Annotated in this window: 11 protein-coding genes and 2 tRNA genes; 7 read left to right on the top strand and 6 right to left on the bottom strand. The window is 39.2% G+C overall.

The genetic code is table 11. The features are described from left to right. Both Q763_RS06735 and Q763_RS06730 read left to right on the top strand, forming a co-directional pair. Nucleotides 1-2,496 (top strand): T9SS type B sorting domain-containing protein, encoded by a 2,496-nt coding sequence (locus Q763_RS06735; RefSeq protein ID WP_035132488.1) that lies wholly within the window; start codon nucleotides 1-3, stop codon nucleotides 2,494-2,496. A 41-nt stretch (nucleotides 2,497-2,537) separates the two neighbouring features. Next, the gene (locus tag Q763_RS06730) at nucleotides 2,538-3,353 is read left to right on the top strand and encodes a hypothetical protein (protein ID WP_035132486.1); all 816 of its coding nucleotides are present in this window, start codon (nucleotides 2,538-2,540) and stop codon (nucleotides 3,351-3,353) included. A gap of 40 nt (nucleotides 3,354-3,393) precedes the next feature. Here the strand turns inward: Q763_RS06730 and typA are convergent, their stop codons facing one another. After that, on the bottom strand, nucleotides 3,394-5,193 hold the full coding sequence (gene typA / locus Q763_RS06725) for a translational GTPase TypA (protein WP_035132485.1): 1,800 nt from the start codon (nucleotides 5,191-5,193) through the stop codon (nucleotides 3,394-3,396). Between the two features lie 198 nt (nucleotides 5,194-5,391). Between typA and Q763_RS06720 the strand changes: the two genes are divergently transcribed. Continuing rightward, on the top strand, nucleotides 5,392-6,441 hold the full coding sequence (locus Q763_RS06720) for an endonuclease/exonuclease/phosphatase family protein (protein WP_035132484.1): 1,050 nt from the start codon (nucleotides 5,392-5,394) through the stop codon (nucleotides 6,439-6,441). Nucleotides 6,442-6,503: 62 nt separating this feature from the next. Here the strand turns inward: Q763_RS06720 and rpsT are convergent, their stop codons facing one another. The 4 genes from rpsT to proS form a co-directional block, all read right to left on the bottom strand. Then, the gene (gene rpsT, locus Q763_RS06715; RefSeq protein WP_035132483.1) at nucleotides 6,504-6,755 is read right to left on the bottom strand and encodes a 30S ribosomal protein S20; all 252 of its coding nucleotides are present in this window, start codon (nucleotides 6,753-6,755) and stop codon (nucleotides 6,504-6,506) included. A 35-nt stretch (nucleotides 6,756-6,790) separates the two neighbouring features. Continuing rightward, nucleotides 6,791-6,862 (bottom strand) — tRNA-Glu (locus tag Q763_RS06710). A 69-nt stretch (nucleotides 6,863-6,931) separates the two neighbouring features. Continuing rightward, a tRNA-Glu gene (locus tag Q763_RS06705) sits at nucleotides 6,932-7,003 on the bottom strand. An 81-nt stretch (nucleotides 7,004-7,084) separates the two neighbouring features. Continuing rightward, the gene (gene proS / locus Q763_RS06700) at nucleotides 7,085-8,560 is read right to left on the bottom strand and encodes a proline--tRNA ligase (RefSeq protein ID WP_035132482.1); all 1,476 of its coding nucleotides are present in this window, start codon (nucleotides 8,558-8,560) and stop codon (nucleotides 7,085-7,087) included. Nucleotides 8,561-8,666: 106 nt separating this feature from the next. Here proS and Q763_RS17415 point away from each other — a divergent pair, with 106 nt between their 5' ends. The 4 genes from Q763_RS17415 to Q763_RS06680 all read left to right on the top strand — a co-directional run bounded on the left by Q763_RS17415 (nucleotide 8,667) and on the right by Q763_RS06680 (nucleotide 13,346). Then, a complete protein-coding gene (locus Q763_RS17415; protein ID WP_052123271.1) occupies nucleotides 8,667-9,788 on the top strand; it encodes a hypothetical protein in 1,122 nt (373 codons plus the stop codon). Between the two features lie 56 nt (nucleotides 9,789-9,844). Continuing rightward, nucleotides 9,845-11,341, top strand: a complete 1,497-nt coding sequence (locus Q763_RS06690) for an OmpP1/FadL family transporter (RefSeq protein WP_035132481.1) — start codon at nucleotides 9,845-9,847, stop codon at nucleotides 11,339-11,341. A gap of 142 nt (nucleotides 11,342-11,483) precedes the next feature. After that, nucleotides 11,484-12,812 (top strand): 30S ribosomal protein S12 methylthiotransferase RimO, encoded by a 1,329-nt coding sequence (gene rimO, locus Q763_RS06685; RefSeq protein ID WP_035132479.1) that lies wholly within the window; start codon nucleotides 11,484-11,486, stop codon nucleotides 12,810-12,812. Between the two features lie 84 nt (nucleotides 12,813-12,896). Next, nucleotides 12,897-13,346 (top strand): hypothetical protein, encoded by a 450-nt coding sequence (locus Q763_RS06680; protein ID WP_157499359.1) that lies wholly within the window; start codon nucleotides 12,897-12,899, stop codon nucleotides 13,344-13,346. Between the two features lie 15 nt (nucleotides 13,347-13,361). Here the strand turns inward: Q763_RS06680 and Q763_RS06675 are convergent, their stop codons facing one another. Further along, complete coding sequence (locus tag Q763_RS06675; protein ID WP_035132474.1) at nucleotides 13,362-15,575, bottom strand: B12-binding domain-containing radical SAM protein; 2,214 nt, start codon at nucleotides 15,573-15,575, stop codon at nucleotides 13,362-13,364. Between the last annotated feature and the right edge of the window lie 62 nt (nucleotides 15,576-15,637).

Genomic DNA, 15,637 nt, shown 5'->3' with positions numbered 1-15,637 from the left:
ATGAAAAAAATTACCTTACTATTACTTTTTCTTTTATCCTTAAAAGCTTTAGCGCAAAAGGAGGCCAGTTACTGGTACTTTGGCAATAATGCCGGTATTCACTTTTTAGACAACGGTACAGTACAAACCCTCACTGACGGACAAATGACAACTAACGAAGGTTGTAGTTCAATATCAGATGAGCTGGGTAACTTACTTTTTTATACTGATGGCCGTACCGTTTGGGATCGCAACCATATAATTATGCCTAATGCTAATTATCTTGCCGGTACAGGGTTATTAGGAGATCCTTCCAGTACACAATCGGGCATTATAGTACCAAAGGCAGACGACCCTAATATCTATTATATTTTTACGGTTGATGAACCCCATCATGAAAATGCTGCCACCTACCCTAACCCTTTTCCCGGGCCTTATCAGGATGGTAGCACTATACCGGCATCTGACGACGGACTAAACAATGGTTTCAATTATTCTATAGTAGACCTTTCGGTAACGGGAGATAATGGCAGCATAGGCGATGTTACAACCAGAAACGTACATTTAGTTACTTATGACGATACTAATATTGAAGAATTAAAATACAAATGTTCTGAAAAAATTACTGCCGTAAAAAATGCCGAAGGAACCGGATACTGGGTTATAACCCATTTTATAAATAAGTTTTACGCCTTTTTTATTGATAATAACGGGGTAAACGAAACCCCTGTAATAAGTGAGCTAGCCCCTGTAATCACTACATCCGGTTATCGTCGAAACGCAATAGGGTGTTTAAAGGTATCTCCTACAGGAAATAAACTTGCCATAGCACATACGCAATCAGGCACTCAAACCGGAGGAACAGAATCAAACGGCATGGTATACCTGTATGATTTTAATAACAGTACAGGAGTAGTTTCAAATCCGTTGCTGATTAAAGAAAATGGATCACCATATGGAGTTGAGTTCTCTCCGTCGGGCAAAAAACTTTATGCATCTTATGATGCAGCAAATGTTATTAGCGGAATTTATCAGTATAATCTTGAAGCAGCTGATATTCCAGGCTCAGAAATTTTTATTTCAGACACTCCGCAATCAGGAACGCTTCAGTTAGGACCTAACGGTAAAATATACAGGGCAGTGGTGGCATCACAAAATCTTGATGTGATAAACAACCCCGAAGAAACAGGAGCTGCCTGTGGTTATCAAGCCAATGCCGTTAATTTACCTGCAGGTACCGAATGTTTTTTTGGACTTCCGCCTTTTATAACCTCTTACTTTTTTGCAAGCATTGAGGTTGAAAATACCTGTTTGGGCGAAGAGTCACAATTCACTCTTCTTGTTTCTAATGAGTTTGATTCCATATCCTGGAATTTTGGTGATGGCTCACCTACTTCGGCAGAAACAATACCAACGCACACATACACCAGTCCCGGCACATATAATGTAGTTGCTACCATAACGTATGCAGGGGAAGATTTTACTTTTTCACAAAATGTTACCATAGCAGCCATCCCTATTGCTAATGATGCTCCTAACCTAACTCTTTGTGATATTAGTGACGACGGTACCGAGAACTTTGTTTTAAGTAATAATACCGAAATAATATTAGGAGACCAAAACCCAAATGATTATGAAGTCACTTATTACGATTCACTGGAAAATGCACAAAATGCAAATCTTCCGGTTAATCCAAATAGTTTTAGTAACAGTAGTGACCCTCAAATAATATATGCGCGTGTACAAAACAAAAGTAACACCAGTTGTTATGCCATAACCTCATTTATGGTAAGTACTATAGCTATACCAGCTATTAATGCCGCTAATGAAGAAAGGATATGTGCAAACTCTAATAGTTACATAACACTTAGCTCAGGGATTACCAGTTCGCAGTATACCTACGAATGGTCTACCGGAGAAACAACTCCTGTAATAAATGTAAACCGTTCGGGAACCTATGCCGTTACCCTAACCAACGAAAATGGCTGTAAAAAAACTCAGGTTATAATGGTAACACCCTCTGATGTTGCCCAAATAGAAAGTGTAGATGTAGTTGATCTTGTAGACAATAATACGGTAACTGTACATGTTACACCTACCGGAGGAGTTAATACCACTTACGGATACAGTATAGATATGCCTAACGGTCCGTTTCAGGAATCTAACTTTTTTGAAAGAGTACAGCCGGGCATACATACCGTTTATGTTTCCGACGTAAATGGATGTGGCACCGTTTTTAAACAATTCTCCGTTCTTTCTATCCCAAAATTCTTTACTCCAAACGGAGATGGTGTACACGACACCTGGGATATTATAGGCATGAATTTAAAATTCTATCAAAACAGCACTATATTTATTTATGACAGGTATGGTAAGCTATTAGCCAGTATAGATCCTAAAAGCAAAGGATGGGATGGCACCTATAATGGCGAACCGTTACCTTCAACAGACTACTGGTATGTGGTTACCCTTGATGACGGCAGAGTAGTTAAAGGACATTTTAGTATGATAAGATAACAAATAGTATATCTTTGCGCCTTTAATTTTAACACCTTAATATGAAAAAGATTTTACTATCTGCTCTTACAATTTTTACTATTATCTCCTGCTCAGGCGATGATGCCACAAACAATGAAAACTCAACTTCATCACTTTCTAAAGAAGTTATTACCGGCTACTATCAGGGTGAAACAACCGGACAAACAATTATAGAATATAGTGACGGAAAAATTGCAAAAGAGAGTAATTACAACTCTTCAGGCATATTGAATTACTATTACAGTAACACTTATAACACTAATGGCGCACTGGAAAATTCATTTATTTATAACAATGACAATATCCAGATAGGTACTACCAAATATTATTATGACAACCTGGGCAGAGTTATTAAACGTGAATTTGATGACAACGGAACTTCTTATAACAAGGATATAACATACAATGAAGACGGAACAGTAACAGCCATACAATCTAATGGTACTGTTACTACTTATTATATAAACGAAAACGACTTGGTCTATAAAGAAGTTGAGGGAAATTATACCATAGAAGTTGAATATGATGGTTTTAATCCGGTAAGTATTATGATAAACGGAACACGAAGTACATTTAGCTATCATGACACCCCTGCTTATATCAATATCAAACAAAATATGTTTGGGAACTACAAACCAAATAATGTGCTTCGGGACGGAGCTTTAGATGCCTATGCTCAGGATTTTGCTACAAAGTACCCCTATAAAAAGGTTAACCAAAATGGCGTAGAACAAATAAGGTATGAATATATTTTTAACGATGCCGGATTACCTGTTAAACGCAGTAGTTATTATTACAACGAACTGGAAGAAGAAACAGAATATATATACCAATAAAAAAAGCCCCGCAAATGCGGGGCTTTAATTTTATATATCATTAAGCGATTTTAAAACGCTTTCTGTCATTTTCATTCAGGTAGATTTTACGTAAACGTAAGCTCTTAGGAGTTACCTCTACATACTCATCTTTCTGGATGTACTCAAGTGCCTCCTCAAGAGAGAATTTGATAGCAGGAATAATTCTTGCTTTATCATCTGCACCCGATGAACGAACGTTAGTAAGTTTTTTAGTTTTAGTCACGTTTACAACCATATCGTCTCCACGAGAGTTCTCACCAATAACCTGACCTTCATAAATATCTTCGTTAGGATCTACGAAGAATTTACCACGCTCCTGTAATTTATCAATAGAGTAAGGAATAGCCTTACCGTTTTCCATAGAGATAAGAGAACCGTTAATACGTCCTGGTATATCTCCTTTAAACGGTTGGTACTCTAAGAAACGGTGTGACATGATAGCCTCACCTGCAGTAGCTGTAAGCAACTGGTTTCTTAAACCTATAATACCACGTGAAGGAATGATGAATTTAACAATCATACGCTCACCTTTTGGCTCCATACTAATCATCTCACCTTTACGAACAGTTACAAACTCAACTGCACGTCCTGAAAGGTTTTCAGGTAAGTCGATAGTAAGTTCCTCAACCGGTTCACATTTAACACCGTCAATTTCTTTGATGATAACCTGTGGCTGACCGATTTGAAGCTCATACCCCTCTCTTCTCATCGTTTCGATAAGTACAGATAAGTGAAGTACACCACGACCAAATACCATAAACTTATCGGCACTGTCGGTTTCATTCACTCTAAGAGCAAGGTTTTTCTCAAGCTCCTTGTTTAATCTTTCTTTAATGTGTCTTGAAGTAACAAATTTACCCTCTTTACCAAAGAATGGCGAATCGTTAATAGTGAAAAGCATACTCATTGTAGGCTCATCGATTGCAATGGTTGCAAGAGCTTCCGGATTTTCAAAATCAGCAACAGTATCACCAATCTCAAAACCTTCAAGACCTACAAGCGCACAAATATCACCTGCTTCAACTCTGTCTACTTTTTTACGTCCAAGACCTTCAAAAGTATGTAATTCTTTTATTTTTGATTTCACTATTTTCCCGTCACGCTTAACAAGAGATATGTTCATACCTTCTGTAAGGTTACCTCTTTGAAGGCGACCGATAGCGATACGTCCTGTAAAGCTTGAAAAGTCAAGTGAAGTAATAAGCAATTGCGGAGTACCTTCTGATACTTTAGGAGCAGGGATGTGCTCAATAACCATATCAAGAAGCGGCTCTATATTTTCTGTTTTGTTTTTCCAGTCGGTACTCATCCAGTTTTGCTTAGCAGAACCGTATACTGAAGGGAAATCAAGCTGCCATTCTTCTGCACCAAGTTCAAACATAAGGTCAAATACTTTTTCATGAACCTCATCCGGGGTACAGTTTTCCTTATCTACCTTATTGATAACCACACAAGGCTTAAGTCCAAGATCAATCGCTTTTTGAAGTACAAAACGTGTTTGCGGCATTGGTCCTTCAAAGGCATCTACTAAAAGAAGTACGCCATCGGCCATATTAAGCACACGCTCTACCTCACCACCAAAGTCGGCGTGACCAGGAGTATCGATAATGTTAATCTTAGTTCCCTTGTAGTTAACCGAAACGTTTTTAGAAGTAATGGTAATACCTCTCTCACGCTCTAGGTCGTTGTTATCAAGTATCAGGTCACCCGTATTCTCGTTTTCACGGAATAACTGGCAATGGTACATAATTTTGTCAACCAGAGTAGTCTTACCGTGGTCAACGTGAGCAATAATTGCAATGTTTCTTATAGACGCCATTTTTATTTTTTTGAAGGTGCAAAGGTACACTTTATTTTGATATAAAAAACACTAAAAACGAGACACTTAAGATTCTCATAATCTTTATAACACCCAAAATTAACATAGTTAAATTACAATTAACAGTCCTCTTATTACAAAAGCAAATAAGTATATTTGAAAAAGCTCAGTGTTTTAACATAACTTATCGCATACTAAATGAATGCTTTTTTAATAATTTTTACAGCCTTAATTATCCTCTTCACCATTATACCACTTATAAGAAATGATTACTGGACTTTCAGGGTTTTTGATTATCCGCGGCTGCAAAAGCTAACTCTTTCTCTTATCTGCATGATCCTAATAATATTTTATTATGATGGTCCGGTAATAGAATATGCAATTATACTTTCTATAATATCCCTTAATATTATTTACCTGCTTTATCATATATTACCGTTTACGCCTCTTTCAAAAAAACAGATGCTTACAGCCAAACGTACAGATAAAGCTAATACTATAAATATAGTGATTGCAAACGTATATCAGGAAAACCGTAATGCAAGGGGATGTCTTACAGAAATAAAAAATGCAGACCCTGATATTGTACTGCTTATAGAAACCGATAATTTTTGGGCTAATGCTACATTGCAGTTAAAAGAAACTCATCCTTACAACAGACTTATACCGCTTGAAAACACATATGGAATGATTTTATACTCAAAACTGGAACTTAAAAATACTGAAGTAAAATATATGGTTGAGGACGATATACCCTCTATACACACCAAAGTAATATTGCAAAGCGGTGAAGAAATTCAGTTATATGCGTTACACCCTACACCACCAGTACCTAACGAAAACGTGCAATCTACCGAAAGGGATAAGGAACTTTTGCTTACAGCAGATTTATGCAAAAAGAGTAAACTTCCGGTAATTGTAATGGGTGATCTAAATGATGTAGCATGGAGTTATACAACAAAACTGTTTTTAAAAATGAGCGGCATGCTAGACCCAAGGATAGGGAGAGGTTTTTTTAACACCTTCCATGCACACTACCCTTTTATGCGGTTTCCTTTAGACCATGCATTTGCGTCTCCCCACTTTAAATTTGTATATATGAAACGGCTTAATAACTGCGGTTCAGATCATTTCCCTATAAATGTAAGCCTACAGCTTAACAAAGAGGCGCAGTTTAAACAACATGTTGAAAAACCTGATAGCGATGATATAGCTGAAGCTAATGAAAAGAAACAAAAAACAACATAGCAAAAAAAGCTCCCGTTGTCGGGAGCTTTAACTTTATATCTTAACAAGTAGTTATTCTTTTATTAAAGAGCTGCTACGTGTCTAGTTAGTTTTGACTTTAAGTTTGAAGCCTTGTTAGCGTGGATGATATTTTTCTTAGCTAATTTATCAATCATTGAAATAACAGTAGATAATTTTCCTGAAGCTTCATTCTTATCTGTAGCTATACGTATTGCTTTAATAGCATTACGAGTAGTTTTGTGCTGATACTTGTTCAACACTCTTTTCTTTTCGTTGCTTCTGATTCTTTTTAAAGCTGACTTGTGATTTGCCATTTTGTTAACTTAAATATCTTGTTATATAAAATTTGTAGTCCGTAGGGGAATCGAACCCCTGTTACCAGGATGAAAACCTGGCGTCCTAACCCCTAGACGAACGGACCATTGTTTGTTACTCTGAAGTCCTTTTTTTTGGATTATTCTCAGTAAATAAATTTAGAACTTCAATTTTGTAGTCCGTAGGGGAATCGAACCCCTGTTACCAGGATGAAAACCTGGCGTCCTAACCCCTAGACGAACGGACCGTTTTGTTTCGTTATTGCGGTTGCAAATGTACAACTATTTTTCATTTACGCAATAGCTGAAACAAAATTTTTTATTTTTTTTTAATAGGCCTTAGCAAACAGCACTCGTCCCTTTGATGGCGCGCCTGTAAGTACACATTTACCTTCCTCTTCTACCCTGTCTAGAGCTATACATCTGATTGTAGCCTTAGTAAGATCTTTTATCTTCTCTTCAGTCTCACTTGTACCGTCCCAATGAGCCGCTACAAAACCGCCTTTATTGTCTAAAATATCTTTAAATTCTTCAAAAGAATTTACTTCGGTAATATGCGAATTTCTGTAATCAAGAGCCTTATTAAACAGTTCAGACTGGATTTTTTCCAGCAGGTCCTGTATGTAATTTACGATATCGTCCTTAGCAACCACCTCTTTGGTAAGGGTATCACGACGGGCAACCTCAAAAGTTCCGTTCTCAAGATCTTTTGGCCCCATAGCGATTCTTACAGGTACGCCCTTAAGCTCATACTCGTTAAACTTCCATCCCGGCTTGTGCGTGGTCCTGTCGTCAAACTTAACAGATATATTTAACTTTCTTAGTTTAGTAACAAGTGTATTTACCTCCTCACTAATTTCGGCAAGCTGCTCGTCTGTTTTATGTATCGGTACGATTACAACCTGTATAGGCGCAAGATTAGGCGGCAACACAAGTCCGTTATCATCACTATGCGTCATTACAAGCGCTCCCATTAAACGGGTAGATACCCCCCATGATGTAGCCCAAACATAATCCTGCTTCCCTTCCTGATTGGCAAATTTCACATCAAAAGCCTTAGCAAAGTTTTGACCAAGGAAGTGCGAAGTACCTGCCTGTAATGCTTTACCATCCTGCATAAGCGCTTCGATACAGTAAGTCTCTTCTGCCCCGGCAAAACGCTCGTTAGCAGTTTTAACCCCTTTTACTACCGGTATCGCCATGAAGTTCTCGGCAAAATCAGCATACACGTTCATCATTTGTTCTGCCTCAGCTATTGCCTCCGCTTTTGTAGCATGAGCGGTGTGCCCTTCCTGCCATAAAAACTCTGCAGTTCTTAAAAACAAACGTGTTCTCATTTCCCAGCGCACTACGTTAGCCCACTGGTTAACAAGTATAGGCAGGTCACGGTACGATTGTACCCATTTCCTGTAGGTATCCCATATAATGGTTTCAGAGGTAGGTCTTACAATAAGCTCTTCTTCCAGCTTAGCATCAGGATCTACTTCTATTGTTTTTCCGTCTTCACCGGTTTTCAGCCTGTAATGAGTAACCACTGCACATTCTTTAGCAAACCCATCTACGTGGCTTGCCTCCTTACTAAAGTAAGACTTGGGTATAAATAAGGGGAAATAAGCGTTTTGATGTCCGGTTTCTTTGAACTTCTTATCTAATTCTGCCTGCATTTTTTCCCAAATTGCATAGCCGTATGGTTTGATCACCATACATCCCCTAACCCCTGAATTCTCAGCAAGGTCTGCTTTTACAACCAGTTCATTATACCATTTGGAATAATCTTCTGACCGTTTAGTTAAATTCTTACTCATTTCTAATAAATTGGCACAAATATTGTTTTTATAAATGTATTACTAATTATGTTTGGCAAAACTAACTATTTTTGTGTAGTCCAACAATAAAAAAAAATGCAGCGTTATGAAAACTAACTACTTTACATTACGTCAAATCTCCTTATACTCTGTATTGGGACTTCTGGCGATAACTGCATCGTCGTGCAGTTCTTACCAGAACAACTCATCATACAACGACGGCATTTACGGATCTGTACCCAGAGACAGCAATAATAATCCTGTATACACATACAACGACGGCAACGTACAACAGTACAGGGACGGCGAAGTTTCTGGTCAAAATATGAATTATCAGGGATATTTCAGTTCTCTTGAAGACGAATTCCCTATATACGATGAGCAAAATGATGCTTATTATGATAACGATTCTGTTGTTAGTGTTACAAATTACAACAGCAATTACAACGGAAACTCTTATGCCGGATGGGGTGAAAACCCTAGCGATGTAACCGTTAACTATTATGGTGGCGGATATGGCGGCTACTACAACAACTGGTATAACCCTTGGTGGGGTTATGGCGGATGGGGTGGACCGGGCTGGAGCATAGGCCTTGGATGGAACTCCTGGGGCGGTTGGAACGTTGGCCTTGGATGGGGCTGGGGTTACGGCGGCGGATGGGGATACCCGTACTACGGCGGTGGCTGGGGCTGGGGTTCTCCATACTACGGATGGGGAGGCTATGGCTACAACAACTGGTATTACTACCCTTACGGACACTCATATTACTACAATCACAATGGTTACTATAATAACAGAGGCAGATCTAATGCTTCATATGGTGGTAACAGAAGCGGAATTGCAGGAAGAAGCCCATACAGCGGAAGAAGTAACGTAGCCGGAAGAAGCAATGTATCTGGAAGAAATAATGTTTCAGGACGCAACTATACCCCTGGAAGAGGCACAACACAATCAAGAAACAGCGCTACAGTAAGAAGCAGAGGAAATGCTTCCGACAGAAGCTCTTACTACAACAACTCTTCAAGAACAAGAAGCACAAGGAACTACTCTCCTTCTACAAACTCTACAAATACAAGAAGTACAAGAAGTTATACTCCTTCTACAAGATCAAGCTCACCTAGCAGATCATACAGCCCATCGCCTTCCAGAAGTTCTGGTGGCGGATTTGGCGGCGGAAGATCCGGTGGCGGAGGTGGAAGATCCGGCGGCGGCGGAAGAAGAGGCTAATTACTACACAATACATAGCCCCGTGGTAACGCGGGGCTTAAAAAAACCACTAGACTATGAAAAGATATTTATTTATAGCTGCTTTTTCGCTAACAGCAGCAGCACTACATGCGCAACAAAACCTTAATACTCCCGAAGATGCTGTAAGATATGCCACCGGAAATCTTAACGGTACAGCACGTTTCAGAGCAATGAGTGGTGCATTTGGAGCACTGGGCGGAGACATGTCTGCAATTAATGTAAACCCTGCAGGTTCGGCTGTTTTCAATTACAACACAGCTACCATATCGCTTACCAATTACAACATCAGGAACAAATCTGATTACTTTGGAACAGGAACTAAAGATAACGACAGCTCACTGGAATTAAACCAACTGGGAGCTGTTTTTGTATACAACAACACTAAAGAGAATGCTACAGTTAAAAAGTTTGCCATAGCATTTAACTACGAGAATACCGATAATCTGGATAACAGTTTCTTTTCTGCCGGATACAATCCAAACAACTCTATAGACCAGTACTTTTTACGTTACGCTAACGGTATTGGCAATGAAGGCGGAATTTATTTGAGCACCCTAAACAATTCATACTATGAAGATTTAAGCTTTATAGACCAACAGGCTTTTTTAGGGTATAATGCTTATATGTTTAACCCGGACACCTCATCGCCAGACAATACTACCTATTCCAGTAATGTACCGGCAGGACCTTACTACAACGAAAACAGTATTTCTACAAGAGGATATAACGGCAAGGTAGCCTTTAACTTTGCAATGCAAATTCAAAACTGGCTTTACCTTGGCGCTAACCTTAACGCACATTTTACCGATTATATTAAAACATCATCACTGTATGAAGACTATGCCAACCCTACCACAGGGCTTGAGGCTGTTCGTTTTAATAACAGACGATACACCTATGGCGGAGGCTTCTCTTTTAACGTAGGTGCGATTGCTAAGGCTACCGAATCACTTCGCTTTGGTTTAGCTTACGAATCGCCAACATGGTACAGATTACAGGACGAGATAACTCAAAATATAATTGCCCGCAATAATGGCAGCAATATTGTTACCGACCCCGGAATAACATTTATTCTTGACGATTACGGATTAAAAACCCCGGGTAAATACACCGGTAGTTTAGCTTATATATTTGGCGGATCGGGGTTAATAAGTTTCGACTACTCTCTTAAAGATTACAGCCAAACAAAATACACCAGTAGTGGTTACGGCTCCCTAAACAGTGAACTGGAAAACAGCCTTGACATGGCAAGCGAATTTCGTGTAGGTGCTGAGTACCGCATTAAATTCGTTAGTCTAAGGGGTGGTTACCGATACGAGCAAAGTCCGTATAAAAACGGCTATACCGTAGGCGACCTTACAGGCTGGTCTACAGGTCTAGGTTTTGCTTTTAACAATTCAAGACTTGACCTTGCTTATTCTTATTTTGAAAGAAAATCAAACGCACCGTTACTAACTGCAGGTCTTACCGATTCGGCAAGGATAAACAGTAGCAATAATAACGTAACGCTGTCTTACACGCTTGACTTATAATTTCATCTTGCTTTATACTGAAAAAACCGTCTCTTTTTATAAAGGGCGGTTTTTTTATTACTGCTCCCTCCCATAAATTTTAACGCTATATACTCCTGTTTATCAATAAAAAGCGTAATTTTGCACTCCAATTTTCAAATACATGAGAACCAAATCGTTAAAGAAAAATAAAATCAATGTAATAACCCTGGGCTGTTCTAAAAACGTTTATGACAGCGAAGTGCTTATGGGGCAGCTTAAAGCAAGCGGCAAAGATGTTACCCACGAAGCTCCGGCTGAAGAGGAAGGAAACATCATTGTAATAAACACCTGCGGTTTTATTGATAATGCAAAAGAGGAATCGGTTAACATGATCCTTAATTATGCTGATAAAAAGGAACAGGGAATTGTAGACAAGGTTTTTGTTACAGGATGCCTTTCTGAACGATACAAGCCTGATTTGATGAAGGAAATCCCTAATATCGACCAGTATTTTGGTACAACCGAACTACCATTACTGCTTAAAGCATTAGGAGCCGATTATAAACACGAACTTCTTGGGGAACGCTTAACCACTACTCCAAAAAACTACGCTTACCTTAAAATTGCCGAAGGCTGTGACCGCCCGTGCAGTTTTTGTGCCATCCCTTTAATGAGGGGTAAACACGTTTCCCAGCCTATTGAAAAACTGGTTAAAGAAGCCGAAGGTTTAGCTAAAAACGGAGTTAAAGAACTTATACTTATCGCTCAGGACCTTACATACTACGGTCTTGATCTTTATAAAAAACGTAACCTTGCCGAATTACTTGAAAACCTTGCTAAGGTTGAAGGTATAGAATGGATTAGATTACACTATGCTTTCCCTAGCGGATTCCCTATGGACGTATTGGAGCTAATGAAACGCGAACCTAAAATATGTAACTACATAGACATTCCGCTTCAGCATATTAGTGACAATGTATTAAAGTCAATGCGCCGTGGTACTACCTACGAGAAGACTACTAAGCTACTTAGAGACTTTAGGGAAATGGTACCGGGAATGGCTATCAGGACTACTCTTATTGTAGGATATCCGGGAGAAACCGAAGAGGACTTCCAGATACTTAAAAACTGGGTAGAAGAAATGCGTTTTGAGCGTTTAGGATGCTTCACCTACTCTCACGAGGAAAACACCCATGCCTACCTTCTTGAAGATGATGTTCCTGCCGATGTAAAACAACAGCGCGCTAATGAAATCATGGAGTTACAGTCCCAAATTTCATGGGAACTTAATCAGGAAAAAATCGGGCAGGTATACCGTTGTATTATTGACCGTAAGGAAGGAAACTATTTTATTGGAAGAACCGAGTTTGACAGCCCTGATGTAGATAACGAAGTACTTATTGATGCTACCGTTACCTACCTTAAAACAGGAGAGTTTGTTGATATAAAAATTACCGACGCTACAGAGTTCGACCTGTATGGCGCTCCGGCAAATGCAACTGCCGAATAATACCTAAAAAGCTAAAGTTGTTGAACTTTAGCTTTTTTGTTTAAAAAATGATTAAGTTTGAATTTCTTTAAAAGCAATACAGTTATGAAATATTTTAAGCTTTTGGTTTTTGCCTTCCTTCTTTTGTCAGGATATGAGTCTATGGCACAGTATGGCTACGGCAGTTACTACGATCCTTATTATGGTTCAGGCTACAGCCCGGGTGTAGACAGAAGGATAGCTACCCAAAGAGGCAAAAAAAGCATCAGGAAAAATAAAGACGAAAAACCTAAAGACCTATCGGTAGTAATGTCTGACTATTTAGCTAAGGAACTTAAACTGGACGATTTCCAAAAAGCCGCAGTTAAATCAGTTTATGACGAACGTAAAGATGAGATTTTGGCACTTTCACAAAATCAATCCGACACAAGAGATGTTATAACAGATAAATTCAGGGTAATAAGCGAAGAAATTGATAAAGAGATTATTCCGCTACTTTCTGAAGAACAAAAAACAGCCTATCAAAAAATTATAGAAGAGCGTAATAAGAAATAATTACTCATTTATAATTTACAATATAAGAAGCCCGTATTCACGTAAAGTGTTTACGGGTTTACTATACCAAAACAGTTCAAAATCATCCATTTCTTCAGCCTCATAACTTTGTTTTACCTGCTGGAAACCCATTACCTTATTTTCAGGATTAGCAGTAATTTGGTTTAGCAATTTAACCAGCCATTCTCCCTGCTCACGGTTTACCTGTATACTGTAACTTTCCTTTTTATCATGAAAAGTTAGTGAAGCGGTTTCAAAAGTTCTCCCCTTTTTATTTTTGGTAAAGTAAGATACTATAGGCTTACCCCCTATCCATACTACTTTTGCAGTAGGTTTAACGGTAAACGTATCATCTTCATGAAGTACGTTATATATATAATCATCACTCACCTTAGTACGTGGCACTTTAAACTCAAACCAATCCTGTAACGGATAGTCAAAACAAATGCCGTGCATAAAATTGAACAGTGATTTTTTTAGTCCGTAACTAAACTTATCGTGGTTAGCTCCCGTTTTATCAATATGCACAATATCATTATTAGCAAAAGCCCCTATGGCTTCGGTTTCCTTTAGCACACCAAACTTTTCGGGATACATCCCTACAGGACTATGAGCCGTCATGGCAAACTGATGCCAAAAGCCCGACTGTAATATACCCAACTCAAACATCTGTCTCACCATTTCAAGTGAATCGATAGTTTCCTGAGCCGTTTGCGTAGGGAAACCATACATAAGGTAAGCGTGCACCATAATACCAGCTTCGGTAAAGTTACGCGTAACTCTAGCCACCTGTGCTACAGTTACCCCTTTTTGAATAAGTTCCAGCAACCTGTCGGAAGCCACTTCAAGTCCGCCCGAAACCGCTATACAGCCCGATGCTTTTAACAGTCTGCATAAATCTGCCGTAAAACTTTTTTCAAAACGGATGTTGGTCCACCAGGTAACAGCCAGTTTACGACGTATAATTTCCAGTGCCAGTTCGCGCATTAATGCCGGCGGCGCAGCCTCATCTACAAAATGAAAACCGTTTTGACCAGTTTGCTCTACCAGTTCTTCCATACGGTCTACGAGTAGTTTTGCTGCAATGGGTTCGTATATCTTTATATAATCTAACGATATGTCACAAAAAGTACATTTACCCCAGTAACAGCCGTGTGCCATAGTAAGTTTATTCCACCTGCCGTCACTCCACATACGGTGCATAGGGTTTACAATCTCTATGACCGAAATATAATCGTCCAGTAATAAATCAGAATAATCAGGTGTACCTACCTCGCTTTGCTTGTAGTCCCTACATCCTGAATTATCTATATAAGCAACCTTACCTTCAATAAGAGTAAAGGTACGTTTCAGTTGTTTTACCTCTCTTTTCCCTTCAAGATGCTCCACAAGGCATTCCACCGGAGCCTCCCCGTCATCAAGAGTAATAAAATCAAAAAACTCCATTACACGGGCATCAGTAAGCGAACGGAGTTCGGTATTTGGGAAACCACCTCCCATACTCACCTTTGCATCAGGGAATATTTTTTTGATGTACTGCGCACTCCTGAAAGCTGAGTATAAATTACCCGGAAAAGGCACCGAAAAACCAACCAGCATAGGGTTAGTATCACGCATACGCTCGTGCAGTAAATCTATAAGCAGTTCGTCAATGTAGGTGTAAGGCTGTTGCAGGCTCTCGTAAAGTTCGTCAAACGAATTAGCCGAACGCCCCAGTCGTTCTGCATAACGGCTAAACCCAAAATGAGAATCTATACAGTCTACAATCAGGTCAGATATATCTTCAAGATAAAGCGTTGCAAGGTGCTTGGCCTTATCCTGAGTTCCCATACTACCAAAAGCCCAATCAAGCTCCTCAAGCTGTGCAAAGCGCGACGCCTCAGGCAGGAAATCTTCCTGACATATAAGATGGGAAAGTGTAGGGTTTTTACCCTGCAAAAACAGCATTACCGCATCAATGGTTTTAAGGTATTCATCCTTAAGCGCAATAATACGTTCTGAATTGGCCGATGGTTGCAGGCTCCCTGCTTCCAGCCCCTCCTCTATACGGGTAAAAAGATTTGACAGTCCCTGTTTTGAGAAAAGTTTTAATATCACTTCAATACCTAAATCGGCCTGAACACAGCTAATACCTTTAGTATTAAGGAATCCCTTAAGGTATGCTGTAGCCGGATAAGGCGTATTAAGCTGGGTAAAAGGTGGTGTTATTAATAATACTTTAGTACTCAAAACAGTAATGGTTTAGCCTGCAAAAGTAGGAGATATTTTTGGTTTTTTATTTTTATTACACT

The sequence above is a fragment of the Flavobacterium beibuense F44-8 genome (genome assembly GCF_000769915.1).
Lineage (GTDB): Bacteria > Bacteroidota > Bacteroidia > Flavobacteriales > Flavobacteriaceae > Flavobacterium > Flavobacterium beibuense.
This window is presented reverse-complemented; position numbering and strand designations above follow the sequence as displayed.